General features: G+C 49.4%; 12 protein-coding genes, 1 tRNA gene and 2 pseudogenes. 11 read left to right on the top strand and 4 right to left on the bottom strand.

All coding sequences use genetic code 11. The features are described from left to right. Nucleotides 1-12: 12 nt before the first annotated feature. Nucleotides 13-1,302, bottom strand: coding sequence for a histidine--tRNA ligase (hisS, locus tag BGX14_RS01015; RefSeq protein WP_073304609.1), 1,290 nt, complete (start codon nt 1,300-1,302; stop codon nt 13-15). Nucleotides 1,303-1,341: 39 nt separating this feature from the next. Between hisS and surE the strand changes: the two genes are divergently transcribed. The 7 genes and pseudogenes from surE (at nt 1,342) to BGX14_RS00975 (ending at nt 13,464) form a co-directional block, all read left to right on the top strand. Continuing rightward, a complete protein-coding gene (surE, locus tag BGX14_RS01010; RefSeq protein WP_095878815.1) occupies nt 1,342-2,112 on the top strand; it encodes a 5'/3'-nucleotidase SurE in 771 nt (256 codons plus the stop codon). A 21-nt stretch (nt 2,113-2,133) separates the two neighbouring features. Further along, the gene (gyrA, locus tag BGX14_RS01005; RefSeq protein WP_095878814.1) at nt 2,134-4,824 is read left to right on the top strand and encodes a DNA gyrase subunit A; all 2,691 of its coding nucleotides are present in this window, start codon (nt 2,134-2,136) and stop codon (nt 4,822-4,824) included. A gap of 166 nt (nt 4,825-4,990) precedes the next feature. Then, nucleotides 4,991-8,599, top strand: coding sequence for an Eco57I restriction-modification methylase domain-containing protein (locus BGX14_RS01000; RefSeq protein ID WP_158223187.1), 3,609 nt, complete (start codon nt 4,991-4,993; stop codon nt 8,597-8,599). Between the two features lie 29 nt (nt 8,600-8,628). After that, the gene (locus tag BGX14_RS00995; protein ID WP_095878812.1) at nt 8,629-9,912 is read left to right on the top strand and encodes a competence protein CoiA family protein; all 1,284 of its coding nucleotides are present in this window, start codon (nt 8,629-8,631) and stop codon (nt 9,910-9,912) included. A 92-nt stretch (nt 9,913-10,004) separates the two neighbouring features. Next, on the top strand, nt 10,005-10,964 hold the full coding sequence (locus tag BGX14_RS00990) for an IS30 family transposase (protein ID WP_095878741.1): 960 nt from the start codon (nt 10,005-10,007) through the stop codon (nt 10,962-10,964). Between the two features lie 824 nt (nt 10,965-11,788). After that, nucleotides 11,789-12,184: pseudogene (locus BGX14_RS00980) on the top strand (transposase); the annotation flags it as partial. 227 nt (nt 12,185-12,411) lie between these two features. Beyond that, a complete protein-coding gene (locus tag BGX14_RS00975) occupies nt 12,412-13,464 on the top strand; it encodes a family 16 glycosylhydrolase (protein ID WP_095879751.1) in 1,053 nt (350 codons plus the stop codon). A 628-nt stretch (nt 13,465-14,092) separates the two neighbouring features. Here BGX14_RS00975 and BGX14_RS00970 read toward each other — a convergent pair. Continuing rightward, nucleotides 14,093-14,677: an IS3 family transposase gene (locus BGX14_RS00970; protein WP_369833014.1), complete on the bottom strand. Its 585-nt coding sequence runs from the start codon at nt 14,675-14,677 to the stop codon at nt 14,093-14,095. Here BGX14_RS00970 and BGX14_RS00965 point away from each other — a divergent pair. From BGX14_RS00965 to BGX14_RS00950, 3 genes and pseudogenes are all read left to right on the top strand, one after another. Continuing rightward, a pseudogene (locus BGX14_RS00965) lies at nt 14,646-15,389 on the top strand (sodium ion-translocating decarboxylase subunit beta); the annotation flags it as partial. The gene BGX14_RS00970 and the pseudogene BGX14_RS00965 overlap by 32 nt on opposite strands. A 164-nt stretch (nt 15,390-15,553) precedes the next feature. Beyond that, nucleotides 15,554-18,802 (top strand): FISUMP domain-containing protein, encoded by a 3,249-nt coding sequence (locus BGX14_RS00960; RefSeq protein WP_095878809.1) that lies wholly within the window; start codon nt 15,554-15,556, stop codon nt 18,800-18,802. 479 nt (nt 18,803-19,281) lie between these two features. Next, on the top strand, nt 19,282-19,860 hold the full coding sequence (locus BGX14_RS00950) for a hypothetical protein (RefSeq protein ID WP_158223186.1): 579 nt from the start codon (nt 19,282-19,284) through the stop codon (nt 19,858-19,860). A 226-nt stretch (nt 19,861-20,086) separates the two neighbouring features. On the opposite strand, the gene BGX14_RS00945 is transcribed toward BGX14_RS00950, so the two are convergent. Then, nucleotides 20,087-20,159, bottom strand: a tRNA-Ala gene (locus BGX14_RS00945). 39 nt (nt 20,160-20,198) lie between these two features. Then, nucleotides 20,199-20,867: a uracil-DNA glycosylase gene (ung, locus tag BGX14_RS00940; RefSeq protein ID WP_095878806.1), complete on the bottom strand. Its 669-nt coding sequence runs from the start codon at nt 20,865-20,867 to the stop codon at nt 20,199-20,201. Nucleotides 20,868-21,245: 378 nt separating this feature from the next. Between ung and BGX14_RS00935 the strand changes: the two genes are divergently transcribed. Then, nucleotides 21,246-21,587 carry a P-II family nitrogen regulator gene (locus BGX14_RS00935; protein ID WP_073304646.1) on the top strand — a complete coding sequence of 114 codons (342 nt, stop codon included), beginning with the start codon at nt 21,246-21,248 and terminating at the stop codon, nt 21,585-21,587. Nucleotides 21,588-21,634 lie beyond the last annotated feature (47 nt).

Raw genomic sequence — 21,634 nt, 5'->3', positions numbered from 1 at the left:
GCGTCTTTTGCCCTATTTGACAAGCTGCGTGATTTCGTGGATGGAGCCCGCGCCGGAAGTTCCCGATGCGAGAATCTTGTATTCGAATCCGCCTTCGGGAGCCTTGTCGCCATCGACATAGACGACGATTTTGGCGCCTTGGGCATTGGCCTGTTCCATCTGTTTGCCGAGCTTTGCCGCGGAAAGCGGATGATTGACGTTGAATCCCAGATTGCGGAGCTTGCTCGCTACGGCAAAAATCTTGTCCAGATCGTTGGTGAAGCTTGCCACGAAAAAATCGACGGATTGCTTGGAAGAGGGGAGAAGGCCGCGTTCTTCGAGGAGATTGGCCAGCACGACGTCGCCCATGCCAAAGCCGACCCCGGGGACTTTCTGCCCGCCGAGTTTTTCCGTGAGGCTGTCGTAACGTCCACCGCCGGCGATTGCCCGCATGGATTTGCCCTTGTCAAAAACTTCAAAAACGATCCCGGTGTAATAGGCGAGTCCGCGGACAATGGAAAGGTCGAGGGCGACCGAGTTTCCCGCTCCAGAAACTTCGAGGGTGTGGAAGAGCTGCCGGATTTCGTCGAGCGCGGCTTTCGATTCGTCGCTTTGAATTTTGGCGGCGACGTCGTCGATGCTTTTGCAGTCCATCAGGGAGTCGAGCTTGCTTGTCTGCTCGTCGGAAAGCCCCGCGTCGGCAAGTTCCGCGTAAAAATCCTTCTTTTCGATTTTCAGGCGGCGATCCAGAACGGGATAGACTTTGGAAACGTCGGCGACTCCGATTTCGGAAAGGTAGGCGTTCAGCAGTTTTCGGCTGGAAACGCCAATGCAAAAGTCGTCGTCTTTGAGACCGAAATCCTTGAGCATGGAGGCGATCGCCGAGAGCAGGTCCGCTTCCGCATAAATGCTTTCTGTGCCGATAATGTCCAGATTCAGCTGGAAGAATTCCCGCAGACGTCCTTTCTGGGCGCGTTCGTAACGGAAAAGGCGGGGCATGCTGAACCATTTGAACGGCTTTCGGAGGGAGTTGCCCTTTTGAATGACCAGACGGGCAAGAGTCGGCGTCATTTCGGGGCGGAGCGCGATATGGCGGTCGCCTTTGTCTTTAAAATCGTAGAGCTGGCTAACGATTTCTTCGCCGGATTTTCCGGTGTAAAGTTCCAGATGCTCGAACATGGGACCTTCGTATTCTTCGTAGCCAAAACGGAGAGCGGCTTTGCGCCAAGTGTCAAAGATATAGTTTTGAATCCGCATGGATTCGGGATAAAAATCGCGCGTTCCTTTGGGAAGCGGTGGAGTCTGCATCTTGAGGTTGTTCATACGCACGCAAATGTAGAATTTTTCTACATTTAATGCGCAATGGCTACAAATGCGAAACCAGAAATTTTACTTGTAAACGATGACGGATACACAAGCGCCTATCTCGAACGATTTGCGCGAGCGCTTTCGGAAGTGGCTAAAGTCTATGTCGTCGCTCCCAAGACGGAACAGAGCGGCGTTTCGCATTCCTTTCAAGGTTTTGCAGGGCATTCGCTGGAAAAAATTCCGGGCAAAATCCCGGCGGATTTTTATGCGCTGGACGGATCGCCGGCGGACTGCACCAAGTTCGGCTTGCAGGAGCTTTTCAAGGATCGCCCTATCGAGTGCGTTTTTTCGGGACCCAACCACGGGGAGAACGCGGGGGTTTCGTCGCTGTATTCGGGAACGGTCGCCGGAGCTCGGGAAGCGGCGCTTTGGGGTGTCCCTGCGGTTGCGCTCTCGCTCTGTTTCGGGGCGACTTCCGTTATGGAAAACGAGGCCGCGCGGTTTGCGCAAAAAATCATCGAGGAACGGCTCTATCGCACGATGCCCGCCCATTCTTTCTGGAACGTGAATTTCCCCGACGAAAAGAAGGCCCCTTTTGCCGGCTACCGGGTGGCGAGGCAGAGCGTTTCCATGTTCACGGACCATTACGAAAAAAAAGACGGCAAATTCTTTTTGGATGGCTGCAAATTGCCCGAAACCTTTGCCGCCAATTCGGACGATCTGGCTTTGCACAGGGGATATGCGTCTATCACGCCGATGACGGTGGATCAGACCCTGGAAAGCGACCTCTCCCCGCTATTTCGGCTTGTTCAACAGAATTTTTAAGACAAAAATCGAGGAAAATCAATGGCTGATGAAAAAATAAAATTGACTCCGGGAATGCATTACGATTCCCTCATCGAACGCGAAATGCAGGACTGCTACCTGCGTTATTCCATGAGCGTGATCGTTGCTCGTGCGCTGCCGGACGTTCGCGACGGACTGAAGCCGGTGCACCGCCGGGTGCTGTTCGCCATGCACAAGCTGGGACTGACTGCGGACAAGGCGACCATGAAGTCGGCGCGTATTGTCGGTGAAGTCATCGGTAAATACCACCCGCACGGGGACGCCGCCGCTTACGATACGCTGGTCCGGATGGCCCAGGATTTTTCGTTGCGCTATCCGCTGGTTCGCGGGCAGGGCAACTTCGGTTCTGTCGATGGCGACAGTGCTGCCGCTATGCGTTACACCGAAGCCAAGATGACCCGAGTCGGCGAATTGATGCTGGACGACTTGGACAAAGAAACCGTGGACATGGGCAAGAACTACGACGAGACTCTCGACGAGCCGCTGGTTCTTCCTGCTGCGTTGCCGAACTTGCTCGTGAACGGCTCTTCGGGAATTGCCGTCGGTATGGCGACGAACATCCCCCCGCACAATTTGCGCGAAGTCACGCGGGCGATTCATGCCTATTGCGAAAACAACGACATTACCGGCGAAGAACTTTTGAATTACGTCTCGGGACCGGATTTTCCGACGGGCGGCATTATTTGCGGTCGAGCGGGTATTCGCGATGCTTATCTGACGGGGCGTGGAAGGGTTCGTGTTCGCGCCCGTGTCGAAATTGAAAAGGACGCCAAAGGCCGGGAACGTTTGATTATCAGCGAAATCCCGTATATGGTGAACAAGGCCCTCCTTGTCAAGAACATGGCGGATCTGGTTCGCGACAAGCGAATCGATGGCATCAGCGACATCCGCGACGAGTCCGACCGGGAAGGGATGCGCGTCGTCGTCGATATCAAGCGGGATTTCCAGGGCGACATCGTCCTGAACAACCTGTACAAGTACACCCAGCTTGAAGACACGTTCAGCATTTACAACCTCGCTCTGGTGAACCGGACGCAGCCGACCCTTCTTCCGTTGAAGGACATGATTCGCTACTATGTGGATCACCGCTTGGAAGTCATCCTTCGCCGGACGCAATTCGATCTGAAAAAGGCGCAGGCCAGAATGCACATTTTGGAAGCGCTCCGCGTGGCGTGCAGCAATGTCGATGAAGTCGTTGCGATTATCAAAAATTCAAAGAGCACCGAAGATGCCAAGCTGAATTTGAAAGACAGATATGCGTTTGACGACATCCAGGCGCAGGCCATTGTGGATATGCAGCTCAAGCGTATCACGGGGCTGGAAATCGAAAAGCTCGAAAACGAATACCAGCAGCTGGTCATTACGGTCCAGGATTTGGAAGACATCATCGCCCGCAAGGAACGCCGGGTGCAGATTCTTTTGGAAACCCTCGATGCGATTACCGAGAAATTCGGGGACGAACGTCGTACTTCGATAGAAAACGCCGTGCAGGACTACGATTCCGAAGACTTGATCCCGGAAGAGGAGCAGGTGATCACTTTGAGCCGAGAAGGCTACGTGAAGCGGCTTCCCATCGGGACTTTCAAGGCGCAGAATCGCGGCGGCAAGGGAATCATCGGTGCAGGCCTTAAGGACGAAGACAATATCCAGTCGATTTTCACGGCGAGCACCCACAGCTACCTTCTCGTGTTTACGAATAAAGGTCGGGTCTATTGGACAAAAGTGTACAACCTGCCGGAAGGTTCGCGGAACGGCAAGGGCAGACCGATTGTCAATTTTGTCAATCTGACTACGGGCGAAAAAGTTTCGGCGATTGTCCCCGTGCGCAAATTCGGCGGCTATAATTGCCTCGTTTTCGCCACTAAAAATGGCGTTATCAACAAGATGGATTTGAAGGTTTTCTCGAATCCGCGCCGTTCGGGAGTCAATGCGATTACTCTGGACGAGGGTGACGAACTGGTGAAGGTCCTCTTGGTGGGCGTCACCGCCGAAGAAATGGAAGCTTCTGCCCGCGGCGAAGACATCGACGACGATGCGAATGTTGCCGAAGTGGAAGAATCCGATGTGGAATCCGCCGACGAACCGGTGGACAGCTCGAATATGGCGAAGGACTTGTTGATGCTGGCGACAAAGAACGGCCAGGCGATTACCTTCCCGATTTCGAGCTTGCGCACCATGGGACGCGGGACGCATGGTGTTCGGGGCATCCGTTTGATGGACGCTGACGAAGTGATAGCCCTGTTGTGGCTTAAATCCGAGCGCAAGGTTCTGACCATTAGCGAAAACGGCTATGGCAAACGTTCTGAGCCGGCGGCGTATCGCATTACGCGTCGTGGCGGCAAGGGAGTTCGCAATCTGAACATCACCGAAAAAACGGGCAGTGCCGTATTTGTCGATAGCGTTGCCGACGACTACGATTTGATTATCACCAGTCGTGAAGGGCAAGTGATTCGCATTCCTGTAGAAAGCATCCGTTTGACCGGGCGTGTTTCTCAAGGCGTAAAAGCGATTACCTTGGCAGAAAATGACAAGGTTCAAGACGCGACAGCATTGCCGAGCGATGACGATATCGAACAGGAAAGTGCCGAGGCGCAAGCAGGAGCGGAAAGTTCGGAAGGAGAATCGCCGGTAGAAATCGCCGAAGATGCTCCTGATGCGGAAAATCCTGCGGACGGCGAATCCGAAAACTAAAGCGCATTTTTTTTGAAATCCTGTGCACGACTTCAGCGGGGCTATCCGCTGCCGGAATGCATGGGATTTTTTGTTTTATAGATGTAGATTCAAGGCGGCACAGAAACGAAATTACGCCTTTGGGATGCAACAGTTTTCTCCCCATTTTAACTTATATTTCCCTTGTATGTCTATCCATTTTATCCATCCAAAAAAGTCCGTCAATTCCGCATTTTTGAAAATTCCCGTGTCCGTTGAAAATATGGAGCGGTTCAGTGCGTCCCTCGTGAACTTGTACAAGAAACGCAATCCCGAGCGCGATGAAGAATATCACAAAGGGGAAATTTGGAAATTCCTACGGGGACTTTTCGATCCGGATTATTCGGTGCAGGTGAAGCGTCCCATCGATTTGGCGATTTTCAATGGGAACGATACCAATGCAAAACCCGCCGTGATCATCGAAGTGAAATCCCCGACGAATGCAGCGGAAATGTTCAGCGCGTCAAAGCCCAACGTGAAGTCTTTGCAAGAGCTGGTGTATTACTTTATGCTGGAATACATCCGTTTTGGCAATCGCGAAATCAAACATCTGGTCATCACGAATTTTGACGAATGGTTCTTTTTTGACGTGAAGGATTTTGTGCGCTATTTTGCGTCCAAGTCGAACCCGGTTTATGAGCAGTTTCAAAAGTTTGAAGCCAATCAGATGAGCGGAAACAAGACTTCCGATTTTTACAACGAAATTGCAAAACCCGCCATCGACGACTTCCTTAAAACCTGCGACATCAACGTCGTCCGTTTTTCCCTTGCGGATGTGGCGATTCAAGCCCACGACAATGATGACAAACGCGTCATTGCGAGCGATAGCGAAGCAATCCATTCAGGCTCCTCTGCGAAAGCAGGAGTAAATGGCGAGAAACAACTTCTCCCGCTTTACAAATTCCTCTCGCCCGAAACCCTCCTTGCCAAGCCATTCGCGAACGACAGCAACAGTCTGAACAAGAACTTTTACGCGGAACTCCTGCACATCATCGGTCTTGAAGAAGTCAAGGACGGCGGTAAGAAAGTCATCTGCCGCAAAAAGCCCGGGAGTCGCGACAAGGCGAGCCTCCTCGAAAGCGCGATTTACCAACTCGAAATGGATATTCCCGACGAAGCCAAGTGCGAATCCATGGCACTCCGCCTTTGCATTACCTGGGTGAACCGCTTGCTGTTTTTGAAACTGGTGGAATCGCAAATTCTGATGTATCAAAAGGGCGATGCCGCTTACCGGTTCATGAGTATCGATAAAATTGCGAATTTCGATGAACTGAATATTTTCTTTTTCAAGGTGTTGGGCAAAAAAATCGAAACTCGGGACAAGGAAATTCTGGAACGCTACCCCAACGTGCCTTACCTGAACAGCAGTTTGTTCGAACCCACCGAAGACGAAGACAAACTGAAAATCCGCGGCATCCCTGATGTGCCCATCGAAATTTTCAATAGAACCGTGCTCAAGGACGAGCGGGGCAAACGGGCGAAGGGTTCCATGCACAACCTGGAATACATCTTCCGCTTCCTCGATGCCTACGACTTTGCCAGCGATTCTCAAGGCGGCGTCACATCCACCAGCAAGACCCTCATCAACGCTTCCGTTCTCGGGCTCATTTTCGAAAAAATCAACGGTTACAAGGACGGCAGCTTTTTTACTCCCGGATTCATTACCGACTACATGGCCCGTGACGTGCTGGAAAGATGCGTCGTCCAGAAATTCAACGAAACGAAAAATTGGAACTGCAAAAATTTGGATGAAGTCTCCGGAAAAATCGACGACGTGGAAGAAGCCAACAAAATTGTGGACGATATCCGCATAGCCGACATTGCCGTAGGTTCGGGGCATTTCCTGGTCTCGGCGCTGAACCGGATGCTCGCCATCAAATCGCAGCTGAACATTTTCCGCGATGCCCACGGTAAACGCATCAAGCGCATGGACTTGGAACTCAAAGTCGAAAACGACGAACTTTCCGCCCTCGACGACGAAGGCGAACCCTTTGAATACAAGCCCGGAAACGAAGAACGCCAGCGCATTCAAGAAGCGCTCTTTCACGAGAAAAAGAACATCATCGAAAAATGCCTTTTCGGCGTGGATTTGAACCCCAACTCCGTCCATATCTGCCGTTTGCGCTTGTGGATTGAACTTTTGAAAAATGCCTATTACACCGAAGAAAGCGGATTCACGCGGCTGGAAACCCTTCCGAATATCGACATCAACATCAAGGTGGGGGATAGCCTGCTCTCCAAATATCCCGTACAAAACGGGCGGGTCATCGCCGACTATCTCACCCATGACGAACGAGCGGACCGCAAAAAGGACAGCCTGAAAAATTCCCTCGTCGAATACCGCAACTGCGTGCAGGAATACAAAGCCGGAGGAACGCAAAATTCCAAAATTGCCCTCCGTCAAAAAATCGCCAGCTTAAAAAGCCGCATGGTAGAAGAAGGCGTGCTGGAAATGTTCGAGGAATACGCGAACAAGGCCGACGACACTATCGACTTTTCCAACTCGCTCGAATGGATGTTCGAGTTCCCCGAAATCCTGGATGACCAGGGACGCTTCGTGGGCTTTGACGCCGTGATAGGGAATCCGCCGTATGGCTTGTTTAATAAAAAGCAAAATCAAAATGTGGCACTCACGCAAGAAGAAAACGTAATCGACTTGATTAGAAAACGCTTCCCTGAAGCCGACGAGGGAATGATAAATGCAGCAAAAGTCTTTTACGCACAAGGTTTTCGATTGCTAAAAAAGAATGGCTTTGTTAGCATGATTGTCCCCTTTGGCATTCTTACGGATACAAGTTCTGTGAAAATCAGAAAGAAAATTTTAGAGCAGCATTCCTTGTTAAATGTTGATGTGTTCCCAGAAAGAGATTCCGTTCGTCGCCGTGTTTTTGAAGATGCCAAAATGTCAACAGTAATATTGCTGAGTTCTAACCAAAAAACTAGCGAGATGATAAAAATCGGCACATCATTTGAACGAAAAATTCCCTGCAATTATTCTTCATATTCTGTTGATGATGTCAAAGTCTATAGTCCTTTGCTGATGCAACTCCCATTGTGTTCTCGTGCAACATATAACCTATTGATAAAATTGCGCAATCCTCAATTATATCAGCCCTTAGGCTCTATTGCAAAATGCTTGACAGGGGAACTGGACATGACAATGGGTAAAAAGTTTTTGTCGTTTGATGAAAACCAAACGATGCTAATCAAAGGCGTTCAAATTGCACCTTACATTTTAAAAACGACTAATGAGGAAATTTCGCAAGGAGAAATTGAATATGTGGATGTTAAACGATTCTTTGAACAATGTTCGGAAGAAAAAATAAAGCAAATAGGATATGCTCGTGTTGCCATTCAAGGTTTGACCGGAATTAATGAAAAGACTAGATTGAAGGCAATGATTATTCCACCAAATATGATTTTGGCGAATTCTGCCAACTATATGAAACATCAGGATGTTTTGCCAAACTCCGTTTTGATGGCTCTTTTGAATTCAAAACTACTCAATTTTGTTTTTAAGGCCACGAGTACATCCAGCAATGTAAATGGTTATGAAGTGGATTCGCTGCCAATTCCAAAGCGAACTGAAAACAATGAGTCAATGTTTGAAGAACTGGGTGCGGTTGCCGACCAAATCATCGCCGCCAAGAAAACTGGCGAGTCCTCCGCGGATCTGGAAAAGCGAGTAAATGAAATTGTGTATAAACTCTATGGGGTGACCGATCGAGACGAAATCGAAGCCGTGGAGAAGAGGTGAAATCTTGAGAGTCTTAAAAAATTAGCCTGATGTCTCCAACCGTCAAAAAACCAAAGCCAAATCTCATTTATGCCCTTGATGCAAATGGGAAACCGGTACACATTGATAGCGTGCCGAATGGTTTTTCTTGCGGTTGCAAATGCCCCCACTGTGAAAGTCCCCTTCAGGCGAAAAACGGAGGCAATGAAAGGGCGCACCATTTTGCTCATAAGGATGGAGCCGATTGTGTTGGCGCAGTTGAATCGGCGATACATTGTTTGGCAAAGGAAATTCTTAAAGAATCTTTTTGCGTTAATTTGCCCGATAATGCAGGCGTCCTGCAATTTGATCGTGTCGATACCGAGAAAAATTATCCGGAGTTGAAATTAAGACCCGATTGTGTCGGCTATTATGGCGGTAAATACCTTTGGATAGAATTTAAGCGTTCCCATGAAGTTGATGCACAAAAGGCAGGCAAGATAATTTCTGCTCGCATTGATTGCGTTGAAATAGATTTGAATAAATGTGAACAGGATAAAGAAAAACTTCGCGAGTTCATTACGCAAAGCTCCGAAAATAGAAAATGGATATACAGCGAACAATATGGCGTTGGCTTGTTGGAGCGTCCATCATTTGCCCGTAATTCTCAGAAGAAAGATGAAGATGAAACCGATGACGAAGAAATCGTACGTCATTTTGCGATAGATGATTCGGACAAACTAATTGACTTTAGGGTTCCAGGAGAATTCGATGCAATAAAGCATTCCTATTCTTGTCCTCATTGTGGAAAAGAAGTTGTTTTGAATGTTAAAGACGATGGTAATTACGCTTTTGCTCATGTAGAAAATAATGATTACTGTAAGGATGAGATGTATTTGAGAAGTGCGGCTGTTGCTGCCATTCATCGGGCGTTTCTTGAATCTACGGAGTTCATAATTACGCTCCGTCAATCTCGTCGCTGTAGTCAAGCTGACCAATGCCCTTGTTATAGTCAAGATTGTAAAGTTTCAACAACGCAACAATATGATTTGAAATCGAAATATCACTATTTAAAGTGTGAAAAAGACCATAAATTTCAAGACGTTTCGTATCGGACGGATTTGGTTTTTTATAAAGATGACATTTCGAAGGATTCTTCTATAGAGGTTCGTGTCAGTACAGAAAATTTTGAGCTTGAACTCGAAACACCTCGTCGCTTAATCGATGTCACTGTACACAATGAAAAAGACATTTGCCAATTGAAAAAGGGCCTAAATGGTTTCGATAATGTTCGTTTCCCAGGCTTTAAGCAGGATTCCAAACGCGAATTTTCACCGTCAATGCGACTGATATAGGTTGAATCGGGAAGAAAAAAAGTTCCCTAGGGCTAGCCCCTGGGGAACCTGGCCGAAACTTTTCTACCTTGCCGATTCTACCAAAAAAGGACATGGCGGTGAGTCTCAACCAAGCACAAAGATACGAAATACGAGCGCTCAATGCGGCAAAGATCCCCCCGAAAAACATAGCCTTGCAGCTGAAGGTCCACAAATCCACAATCTACAGGGAACTAAACAGGGGCGGCGGCCGCCAGCATTACGACCCGGTCAAGTCGCAGGAACGGGCAGACCTCCTTGCCGCGACAAGTCACCTGCATTACGACTACGACGAGGACGACTGGAAAATCGTGGACGGGAAAATCAAGGAAGACTACTCTCCCGAACAGGTGAACGGACGCGCGAAACTCGATGGGATGGGTGTCCCTAGCGTCGCCACGATATACAGGCATGTGAACAAGGACGAGGACCTGAAGAAGCACTTGCGGCACGGCAAGAAACCATACCGTAAGCGCGGGGAGAAGAAGGACAAGAGAGGCCAGATTGTAGGCCGCGTGCCCATCGAGGAACGTCCGGCAATCGTGGACGAGAAATCACGCGTAGGCGACATCGAGATAGACCTGATAAACAGCGCGGACCATGACGCGAACCTGCTCACGATCAACGACAGGATGACGAATTACAGCCTGATAAGGTATCTTCCGACGAAGAACGCGAAAGACCTGAAGAGAACGCTTGTGAGGGCGCTGAAGGACTTTGAGAAAACGTTCGAAGTCAAGATTCTCACAATCACTTCGGACAACGGGAAGGAGTTCGCCTGTCACGCAGAAATAGCGAAAGCTATGAAGGCGGATTACTACTTTGCGAACCCGTACCACTCCTGGGAGCGCGGTGCCAACGAGAACATGAACGGTCTAATACGCCAATATCTTCCCAAGAAGGAGTCGTTCAAGGGAATCTCTCCCCGGAAAGTTCGCTGGATACAGGATAAACTGAACAACAGGCCTCGAAAAAGGCTTGACTTTATGACCCCTTTAGAGTATATTTATACGCAAGTTAAACTACAAACCTAAGTCGCGTTAGCGACGAAAATCCGCCAAAGAAAAAGCCGAGCCTGGAGAAATTCAGCATGAAGTTTTCAAATTCACAATTTACGCGAGCGGAAAAATTCATATAGGTCCGAAAAAATGCACTGAATTGACATCTTCCCCCAAAAGGCAAAATGTTATAAAAGAGGGAATCTTTACAAGAACGAATGGCGGAATGGAGGATATGTATGTTTTTCTCCTTTTGTATTACAAAGCATTACAAAAAGACTTGTGTTGTTGCCGGTTATGTTGGTCTTTGAAGAAATCAAATAGTGGGGATTATATTTGCATACGATACAAAAAGGCGGGAAGGCCGAAAAATCCGTTACGCGAAAAAAATCCGCCAAAAGAATGCCCATATTTCAAAAAAGATTTGAATATAAGGGAAGATGAATTGAGAAGGGAAATGGAAATTGTGGAACTTGGGTAGAGAAAGTGGCAGACAAGTTATCCCCCCTTCTTCAGGTCAAAATGTCCGCTTTCGACTCCTAAATTTGGGGCGGATAGGGAATCATTCATGTCCAAGAAAACAACCGACAAGTCGCTTCGGGACGAATTCCTTAAGCGCATAAAGAATCCCAAACAGTTTCAGGGACTGAGATATATAATGTTCCATCCGATTTGTCTATGTCTATAAACGTTAGAGTTTTTGGTAACGTATATTTTCTTTTGCAAATTCCAGTAAGGGGGAAAAATAGGATGTTTCAATTTTTAGATTTGAAATAACTACAAATCAACCCTAAAAAAGAAGCATCCTATGGAAAGAAATATAATCAAAATCGACGAAGCCGGGCTCAAAGGCGACCTATGCGCAGGAGGACAGGGAAGCGACGCTGGCAAAGATAAAGGACGTCGAGCGCAAGCAGCGCGAGATGAAACTGAACTCGACCGCGGATGTGTACGCCAAAGGCGTGGGCGAAACGCTGACGTACCTAGAGCTCCCAAGCCTGCTCTGGCGCAACATCCGGACGAACAATATCCTTGAGCGCCTCAATCGGGAGATACGTCGGCGGAACACGGGTTGTTGGCAGCTTCCCGGACGGAGAATCGGCCCTGATGCTTGTCTGCGCCAAGCTGAGACACCTCGCATCGAAGGAATGGGGACCAAGAGGCACCTGAACATGAAGCATCTCTACGAGCTGGAAAAGGAAAACGAGCTAAAACGGGAACAGGAAAAAATCGGAAAGAAAGGAAATGTAGCCTAAATCTGATGTTGGAACAAACTATTTTTGCGAAAAAACCTTGACACTACCTACTTTTTATTTCAAGAAAATCGTTCTTTGAAAAATCTTGCATTGATGTGATTGATACAGTTTTGTGCTTTTAATCGATATAAACTAATGCGTTTCCCGAATTAAATTTTATTTTAAAATGGACACGGTTGCTCAATTTTTTAAGGAAATTCTGCAACAAAAAAAACGACGAGGTCAATATGAAATGGAAACATCTTTTTTGGGTTGCAACAATGGCAATGACATCTGTTTTGGCTAAAGATTATTCCGGTGCTGAACTTTTCAGCAGCGAAACATTTATGTACGGCAAATTTGAGGCCAGAATGCGCATGGCTGCCGCTTCGGGACTGGTCAGTTCCATGTTTCTTTACTACAACGATTCCTACAAGGGCGACCCGGAACCTTGGGTGGAAATCGACATCGAAGTGCTGGGAAAATCCCCGGCAAGTTTCCAGTCCAATATCATCAGCGGCTCGGCGAATGCCAAAAAGACGAGCGAGAAGCATCACTCGATTTCTCCGGCGGCAAATGAAACTTACCACACCTACGCTATGGAATGGACGCCTAACTATATTTCTTGGAGCATCGACGGGAATGAAGTCCGGCGGACGGTTCGCGATTCCAACGATACGAAAAAACAGGTCGAAGCCATGGTTAAACCGCAGGACCTGCGTTTCAATCTCTGGTCGTCGGAGGTGACTTCTTGGGTGGGAGCCTTTGACGACGCCGTGCTTCCGATGTATCAGTACATCAACTGGGTGAAGGTTTATGAATACACGCCGGGCGCTGGGGAAAACGGTTCGGATTTTACGCTGAAATGGACGGACGATTTCGATACTTTTGATACGGATCGCTGGAATACGGGCAACTGGACCTTTGACGAAAACCGAGTGGATATGCACCCGGACAATGTGATTGTCAAAGACGGCACTCTGATTTTGGCGATTACCCGAGCCGGCGAAGAAGGCTTTGACAATTCTCCCATTCCGCAGGACGACGCCTATTCTGCGATTTTGTCGGGAATCTCTAAAACCCCATGGCGTCCGCAGCTTTTTCAAGAAACCCTCTTTTTGCCGAAAGCCTTGTCGGGATGTTGCTCCTGGAAAATCTATTCTTCGTCGGGAGAAGTGCTGATGCAGGGAGTTCATGAAAAGTCGGGAGAAATTTCTATCCGAAATCTTCCTGCGGGGCATTACATTTTGAAAGTTCAGGGGAATTCCCAAAGTCATTCCTATCCTTTTCGGAAACTTTAAGCGATTTTCGCCCGCTTTTGATCCAGAAAACATATAAAAGTCTATATTCCCCCAGGCTTATCCGTAAACGTCAAGATTATTTGTTTCGCCAAGCCTCCTGAATCCTGACGACAGGCGCTAAGCGGCAAAATAATCTTTGCTCTGAGAATTGCTTCGGCAGGTTCAGCGACCGATTCCAGCCAGCAAAGCTTCCTTGGAATGGAATCTTTGATTCCGTAGTTGAAGTATCCCTGGAAGGGGCAATTCGCTTAAAGGAAGCGTTGCCTATAAAGTGTGGCGGGGGATAGGGGGCAGGTCTTGGGTTCGGAACAAGCGCTCCCTGATGAAAAATCACCCGCCATCCAAAAGCGCATTTTGGCCTGAAGTCCGTCGCCCATAAAATTTTCCACAGAATTCTCGTGTTCAAAAAAAATTCCTTTTCAAGCGGGTTCAGGCGTGTTTAAAAAGAAACCGTCCACCTGCGCATTTTATAGCCATTTTTGCTCGCCCACGGGTCGCCTGAAGATTTTCGGGCGTTTTTCCGTTCGTTCATGAACTGCCTGAACATTTTTGAAATGTTTTAGAAATACTGAACTGGTCGTTTTTTTTTTCGACAGGAAAAACCGATTTCTTAGTTGAACTGTTTTCGTCATGCAGCCACCTTTAGGACCACATGGTTAAAATATACCTCCGAAGGGGTGTGATTTTCAAGGGATGAGTGTCTGCGACGGTCATTATACCGGTCAATGAACGACTTGATTCCCTTGAAGCACTCCTTCATGTCCATGTAGCCTTTCAGATAAATGTCCTCGTACTTGAGCGTTCGCCAGAACCTCTCGATATACACGTTATCCAGTGAACGGCCCTTGCCGTCCATAGACAGCTTCGCCGTGCAGCCCTCGTCCTCGAAGCACTTCGTAAACTTCTCGGAAGTGTATTGCGAACCCTGATCGGTATTGAACACCTCCGGCCAACCGTACTTGCCTACGGCCTCCAGAAGCACATCCACGCAAAAGTCCGACGACAGCGAGTTTGAGAGCCTCCATGCGAGTATCCGGCGGCTGTACCAGTCGATAATCGCGGTCAGGTACACGAACCCGTGCTTGAGCCGGATGTAGGTGATGTCGGTACTCCACTCCTGGTTCACATGCGTTACTTTCACGCCCCGAAGCAGGTAGGGATACTTCCGATGCGTCGCGTTCGGCGGATTTTCGCTCGGCGAAGCGGCGTCCATCGGCATCATCGGCGGGGCGGACGGTCCCACGTCCATCTTCACGGCGAATAAGCTTGCTCCGCACCTGATAGGCCCTATCGCAGTCGCCGCCTACACCTACATGGCTCTCGTTCCGCTGATCCAGCCTCCCATCATGCGCCTGATGACCACTCCGAAAGAACGCGTCATTCGCATGAAGAGCCTTCGCAAGGTCGGCAAGCTCGAACGCATCGTCTTCGCCGTCATGGTGATGGTCATCTGCGTCCTGGTCGTTCCCGATGCATCCGCACTGATCATCATGCTTATGCTCGGAAACATTTTCAAGGAATCCGGCGTGGTCGACCGCCTTGTCAAGACTTCGCAAAACGAGCTGATGAACATCGTCACGATTTTCCTCGGAACATCCGTCGGATTGACCATGGCTGCGGACATCTTCCTCCAGCCAAAGACCCTGCTGATTATCGCAATGGGGGTCGTCGCATTCGGATTTTCGACTTTTGGCGGTCTTCTGCTTGCGAAAATCATGAACAAGTGCACCCCGAACAATCCGGTAAATCCGCTAATCGGTTCCGCCGGAGTTTCCGCCGTTCCGATGGCTGCCCGTGTTTCCCAGCTCGAAGGCGCCAAGTACGACCCGCAGAACTTCCTCCTCATGCACGCCATGGGACCGAACGTTTCGGGAGTCATCGGCACGGCGATTTGTGCGGGTTACATGATTTCTCGGCTCGCCTAAAGATTCGTACGGAATTCGAGAGAACCCGGCATTGAACGGGTTCTCTTTTATTTTTCAAACAAAAAAGCAAGATTTCCGCAATCAGAACATCAACAATCGTTGAGATCGCCAAATAAAGAACTTATTTTTTAAAATGTAATTTAACAAAATCTTTTGGAGTTCTTATGAAACATAACCATCTCCTTTTCCGCATTAGCGGGCTAATCAGTTGCGCAATAATCAGTTGGGCAAGTATCGTTTCATGTGGAGACGATTCTTCTTCCGGTTCAAAAGACGGCGGTGAAACAGGCAAAGTAAAGACTGTCGCCGATTTGGGGACATGCCTTTCTGCGTTCGAGGGTGACACCTACTTTGTCGAAGAGATGAACGGTGATTACACCTGCACTTCCGGGACGTGGACTCCCCAGCCAAGCGTCGGAACCTGTACGGACTCGCTTGCAAGAGAGGGGGCAATCAGACGGGAGGGCAACAAGGGTCTCGACTCCTACGGGACGACCTTCGCATGCAAGGATTCATCCTGGACTCCTGCGACAGACACCGAGAAGGCGCTAGGGCGCGTATGCGTCAAAAAAATAGACGGACGTCTCGCAGACGACACAACGGGCAAAAAGCCGAAGACGTATATTTGCGCGGGAACGCTCTGGCGCGAGGCGACCGCAGCGGAAAAGGCGGCGAAAGCAATCTGTGCGAAAAACAACGAGGGGACGTTCGTGACCGATTCGAGCGGCGGCAAAAAGAACACCAAGGTCTATGTCTGCAGGGATTCGCTCTGGCAAGAGGCGACCGGTGTAGAAAAGGCGACGAAGAAAGTGTGCGCGGCAAACATCTACGGGATGTTTGCGGCAGATTCTGCGGACAAGAAGCTTCCGCTATACGTCTGCAACGGCAAGAGTTGGAGACCGGCCAGTGCGGCAGAGAAGGCCACAGGGCTTCTCTGCGACAAGTCCATAAATGGAGATACGGTGGCATTCTATATCTGCAAGGACACGGTATGGACGAAGGACACATCGTCCTCGCTCAAGAAGTGCACGGAGAAGCTCGAAGGCGAGGTCGCTAAGGAAGTGAACCCGTTCCGCACAGTCGGGCTCTTCGCGACAGCGACGGACTCTAGTTACGTCTGCGACGGCAAGAAGTGGCGCGTAGCCACCGCGGGCGAGGCTGCGACGGGCAGGCTCTGCACGGAAAAGCTCAACGGCGATACACTCAACTGGTATGTCTGCGACGCGTCAAGGAACGACTGGGACCCCGTCCAAGGAAGCGGTCTCGGGGAATGCACGGCGGAGAACATCGACAGCGTATCCGTCGAGCCAAACCCGCACATGGAGAAGGGCGACAGCCTGTTCGTGTGCGACGGGAGTACGTGGAACATCCTCACGAAATCCCTCCTCGGCACATGCGACGGAACTCTCCAAGACAGCGTACGGCGCGAGACCAACTACAACCTGAAAAGCTTCGACAGCCTGTTCGTATGCGACGAGAGCAAGTGGGAACGCGAGAGCAAGTACGCCTTCGCGGACGGCGTACCGTGCACAAACAACCTGAACGCGAAAGTCGTCGGAAACAACCTCTGCCTCGATGGCGAGTGGCGCGAAGCGACGGAAGGCGAAATCGAGATGGGGGCAGCCTGCAACGAAGCGACAGAAGGCGTCGTCTCTACGGAGAAGAAAAAAACCTGCAAGTCCGGGAAGTGGGAAAATGCAAGCGCTGGCGAGCTGGCGACCGGGAGAACTTGCTCGTGGGCAATCCGCGACACGCTCCTCAAGGGATGGGTATGTAAATCCTACGTGAATCCGGACACGACCCAGAACGAAATCGACGTAGGATTCGAAAAATGCGCAGAATCGGACGATTCGCTGATGATGAAGTATTTTGATGGCGAACTATCCATTTCCGACTGCTCCGTATGGCGGCATGCGAGCGCCGGAGAAATCGCCAACGGAAAGATTTGTACGGCAAAGCTTCAGGACAACAAGGTCCACAACGGATTCGTGTGCGAGGATAGTTTGTGGCGAGAAGCGGACGCCGGGGAAAAAGCGAACGGTTTCGTGTGTATCAAGGACAGCCTCTACAGAGTGAGCAAAGGATATGTATGCGAAAAGACTTCATCGACATCTTACGGCTTCAGGAAGATAAAAGAAGGCGAGGAAAAGGGATATATATGCGGCAAGGATTCCGTCCGAAGGCGTGATGCTTCCTCAGTTAATACATACCAATTGCCTTGGGTAATGCGGTTTGGCCACGATTACATATGCGAAAGGGGCTCCGGCTCCTGGAGAAAGCCGACAACCGCAGAAATAAAGACACAGAGACTCTGCAAGCATAAGGCCGACAATAGTGCCTATGGAGACTCTGTCTATTCCTCGTATGATGCAGTCAAGCAGCCGTATATGGACATCCACGGAGAAGATATTTACATCTGCGACTCCAGGGCGTCGGATTGGCGAGAACCGGATGCCGGAGAAAGAGCGACAAGGAAATTCTGCAACGACTCCCTGTACCTGACCGTCAAAAACGGCTATGCATGCGATAAAACCAACTCCAATTACAGGTGGAGAGCGGCCTCTACGGCGGAACTCGCCACAGAATACGTCTGCAACCCGACCAAGCAAAACGAGCTAACGAACGGTTACGTGTGTGACGGCAAAACGTTCCGCACAGCCAGCGCGGCAGAAATCGCGATTGGCGGCATCTGCTTCAAAGCTATTTCCGGAAGCCACTTTTTGGGAAAAGGCGAAAATTACGCCGAAACTTTAGAATATATGCTATACAAGTGCTCCTGCGCAAGCAACGTCTGCAGCTGGAAAATGCAGGACTACATAACAGACGAAAGGGACAATAACAGATATCCCGTCGTCACAATTGGCGGAAAGACATGGATGGCAGACGACTTGCGCTATAGCACAAAATACGGCAGATACCGATATTACTGGTCAGATGCAATTGACTCTATCGCTGCTTTTTCCAGCTCCGCCAACAAAGCGGGATACGGCAATGACACAAAAACTACGAAGCCCACCCGGGGAATCTGTCCCCAAGGATGGCACATACCTTCTACATCCGACTGGAGACAACTCCTCGACTCTACCGCCGCCATCTTTGGATTCAACCCGATTATTGGCAGCTCTGAACGCGATTTAGCCACAGTGAAGGCTCTAAGGGATTGCGGGTATTCAAAGACCAATACGGAATCCTGCAATACGCTCGGTTTGAGCCTAGACCGCAACTCGTACTGGACGTCGTCTCGCTATAACGAATCACAGATCCAAGCAGGATGTGCGCCCAATTCCGATCTTAACCGGTCGGACTGCGAAAAAAGATATGCGGAAGTCGTAACGGTCTCAACAAAAAAAGTCGAGACAATGGAACACAAGAACAAAAACGACAAACTCTTCGTTCGTTGCGTCAAGGACTAGCCGCCACCCGGTCATTTTTATGCGACACAAATCGCCTAGACGTGAAAACCGTCTAGGCGATTTTTTAATTTTCTAAATTTTCCAAATGTTGTTTTCCAATCGCCTTACCAAAGCGGCCCTTCTCCTTACCGCACTTCTTTTTACAGCGCCGTACGCCGCTTCGCCGTTTTTTTTCCGCCGAGCGTAGCCGCAACCTAAGAACACTCGAAACGACCCCGCTCCTTTTCGAATATCACCGCGAAACGGTCTCCGGCTCGGAACAGGTTTTCTAGTACCCGCGGCGCGACACCGGCTTTCGGAAAGGTTTTGCGCAAAGCGAAAAGCGCGCACTGCTCGGCTACCAAGATGAAAAACAGGCGATAGCGGCAAGCCTCGTCGGCGGTATCGATTACCGCGGCGGCGAACGTCTCGGCGACACGATCTGGCCCGGAATCGACGGGGGAATCTACCTGCGCGGCTACCGCGATTCCGTAGAGTTTATGCTCGATGCCAGGATCTACATGGAAAACCACAGCTCGGACTATCCGAAATCCTTTGACGGCGAATTCGTCGAGTTTCAAAAAGAGGAAAACAACAGCGGCGTGGAATACGCTAGCTATGCGCGTTACCGCGGGATGTTCGCCATCAACATGGGATTCGGACGCCTGATGCTCGTCCGAGACGTTTTCCATTTCGGTCCGGGCTACTTCAACAACCTGACGCTCAACCAGTTCGCCCTTCCCTACAACACGCTTTCATTTGAATTTCACGTCGGCCCGCTCTCGGTCATCAGCCTCTACGGCGACCTTCGCATCTACAAGAACAGTATGAGCCGCAAAAATACCAACGACCGCAATCTGTATGCGCACCGCTACGAACTCAACCTCGGCAATCTGGTCCTCGGCATGAGCGAGACGCAAATCCTCTACAACGAAAACAAGCCGTGGCTCTTTGTCCCGATCGTTCACAGCATAAGCCCGAATAAGAATCGATGGCATCTGAATAGTCAGAGTTTAGTTGAAAGCAGGAAATTCCGTTATGGCAAAGATGCAAGGAGGGAGGGGGTTCCGACCGACTGACAGGCTCACTGACTGATGCCTCGACGAGTTCGGCAACCGATTTCGAAATTCCAGCGGACTGCAAAGCGTCCCTAAAACTTGAAATCTCTAATCCCATAGTTGGAGCGTTCCCGGAAGGGACAATTCGAATTCCCGGATTCTTAAAAAAGAAAATTTTTAAGCGGGCGTCTGCTGGAGGACTAGAATTCCCCTAAAAAAAGACCCAGAATGTTCTGGGCCTTTTGCGTGGAGATAAGGGGAGTCGAACCCCTGACCTATAGATTGCGAACCTATCGCTCTACCAACTGAGCTATATCCCCGATTCGGCGCATCAAATATATTTTATCTTGTTCGATTTGTCAAGGTGTCCAGTCGATTTCCGCAATTCCTTTGCTTTTTAAAAAGGCGTTTGCCCGGCTAAAATGCTTGCAGCCGAAAAATCCTCGGTAGGCGGAGAGCGGACTGGGGTGCGGTGCTTCCAAAACGAAATGCCCGCGATGAGGAGAGATGAGCGTCTTTTTCCGGATGGCGAAGCTTCCCCAAAGGAGAAAAACCAGATTTTCCTTTTTTTCGGACAGACGCTGGATAATGGTGTCGGTAAATTGCTGCCAACCGATTTGAGAATGCGAGGCCGCCTGGTGCGCACGGACGGTAAGGCTGGCATTCAAAAGAAGAACGCCTTGCCTTGCCCATTTTTCCAAGTTGCCGCTTTGAGGCATAGGAATGTTCAGGTCGTCATGCAGCTCCGTGAATATATTGACAAGGGATGGCGGGGGAGCGACGCCGTCGGCGACGGAAAAGCAGAGGCCGTTTGCCTGGCCGGGATTGTGGTAGGGGTCTTGTCCGATAATGACCGCTTTAACTTTGTCCAGAGGGCACTCGTCGAGGGCGGCAAAAATTTTAGAGCCTGGAGGGTAGATGACGAATTTCTTTTTCTCTTCGATCAGGGTCTGTTTCAAATGCTGAAAGTAGGGCATATCAAACTGGTCTTGGAGAAGTTCGAACCATGTAGGATCTAATTTTATCATGAGTAAAAAATAGAATGTTTTGCTGTGTATAAAGAGCGATGATACGGGAATAGAAGTAGAACTGGCTTTTGAGTACAAAAATGTATTACAAGAGAGGCTAGCGACCAGTAGTCAGTGATTACTGGAAATATTCTTTTCTCGAGCTTCGCTTGTTGTCCGAGAAATTCCCGAAGTCGCTGTTCTTACGCTTTCGCTTGAACTTTCCTTCTTGATGTTTTTGTCTATGTCGTTCAACATTTTTGTTGTAAAAAAGAGGGACGCTTTTTTTTGAGTTTTGTGTTTTTCGCGAAATTTCGCCATTTGATGTGTTTGGCATATCTTTTGCTTTTCTCCCTGCGGAAAGGTCCTCCGATCTTTTCGAACACTGGAGAATAAAACATGAAAGTCGTCACTGCATATATTCAACCCGAAAGACTCGGCGCCGTCAAGGAAGCTCTTTGCGAAGCGCAGATATACAAGATGAGCGTTACCAACGTGCTCGGGTGCGGCCAGCAAAAAGGTTACACGTCCACATACCGTGGCACAGAAACCGAAGTGCAGCTGCTCAAGAAAGTTCGTCTGCAAATCGCTTTGAACGACGAGTTCGTTCAGCCCTGCATCGATGCCATCATCAAGGGCGCCAGAACGGGAAACATCGGCGATGGAAAAATTTTCGTCGAAAACTTGGAACAATGCATCCGTATTCGCACGGGTGAAACCGGAGAAGCCGCTATCGGCTAAGGAGTCAAAATGCTAGATACACTCAATACGATTGCAGAAAAGGTAAC

The sequence above is a fragment of the Fibrobacter sp. UWS1 genome (assembly GCF_002300445.1).
In the GTDB taxonomy this organism is placed as follows: domain Bacteria; phylum Fibrobacterota; class Fibrobacteria; order Fibrobacterales; family Fibrobacteraceae; genus Hallerella; species Hallerella intestinalis.
This window is presented reverse-complemented; position numbering and strand designations above follow the sequence as displayed.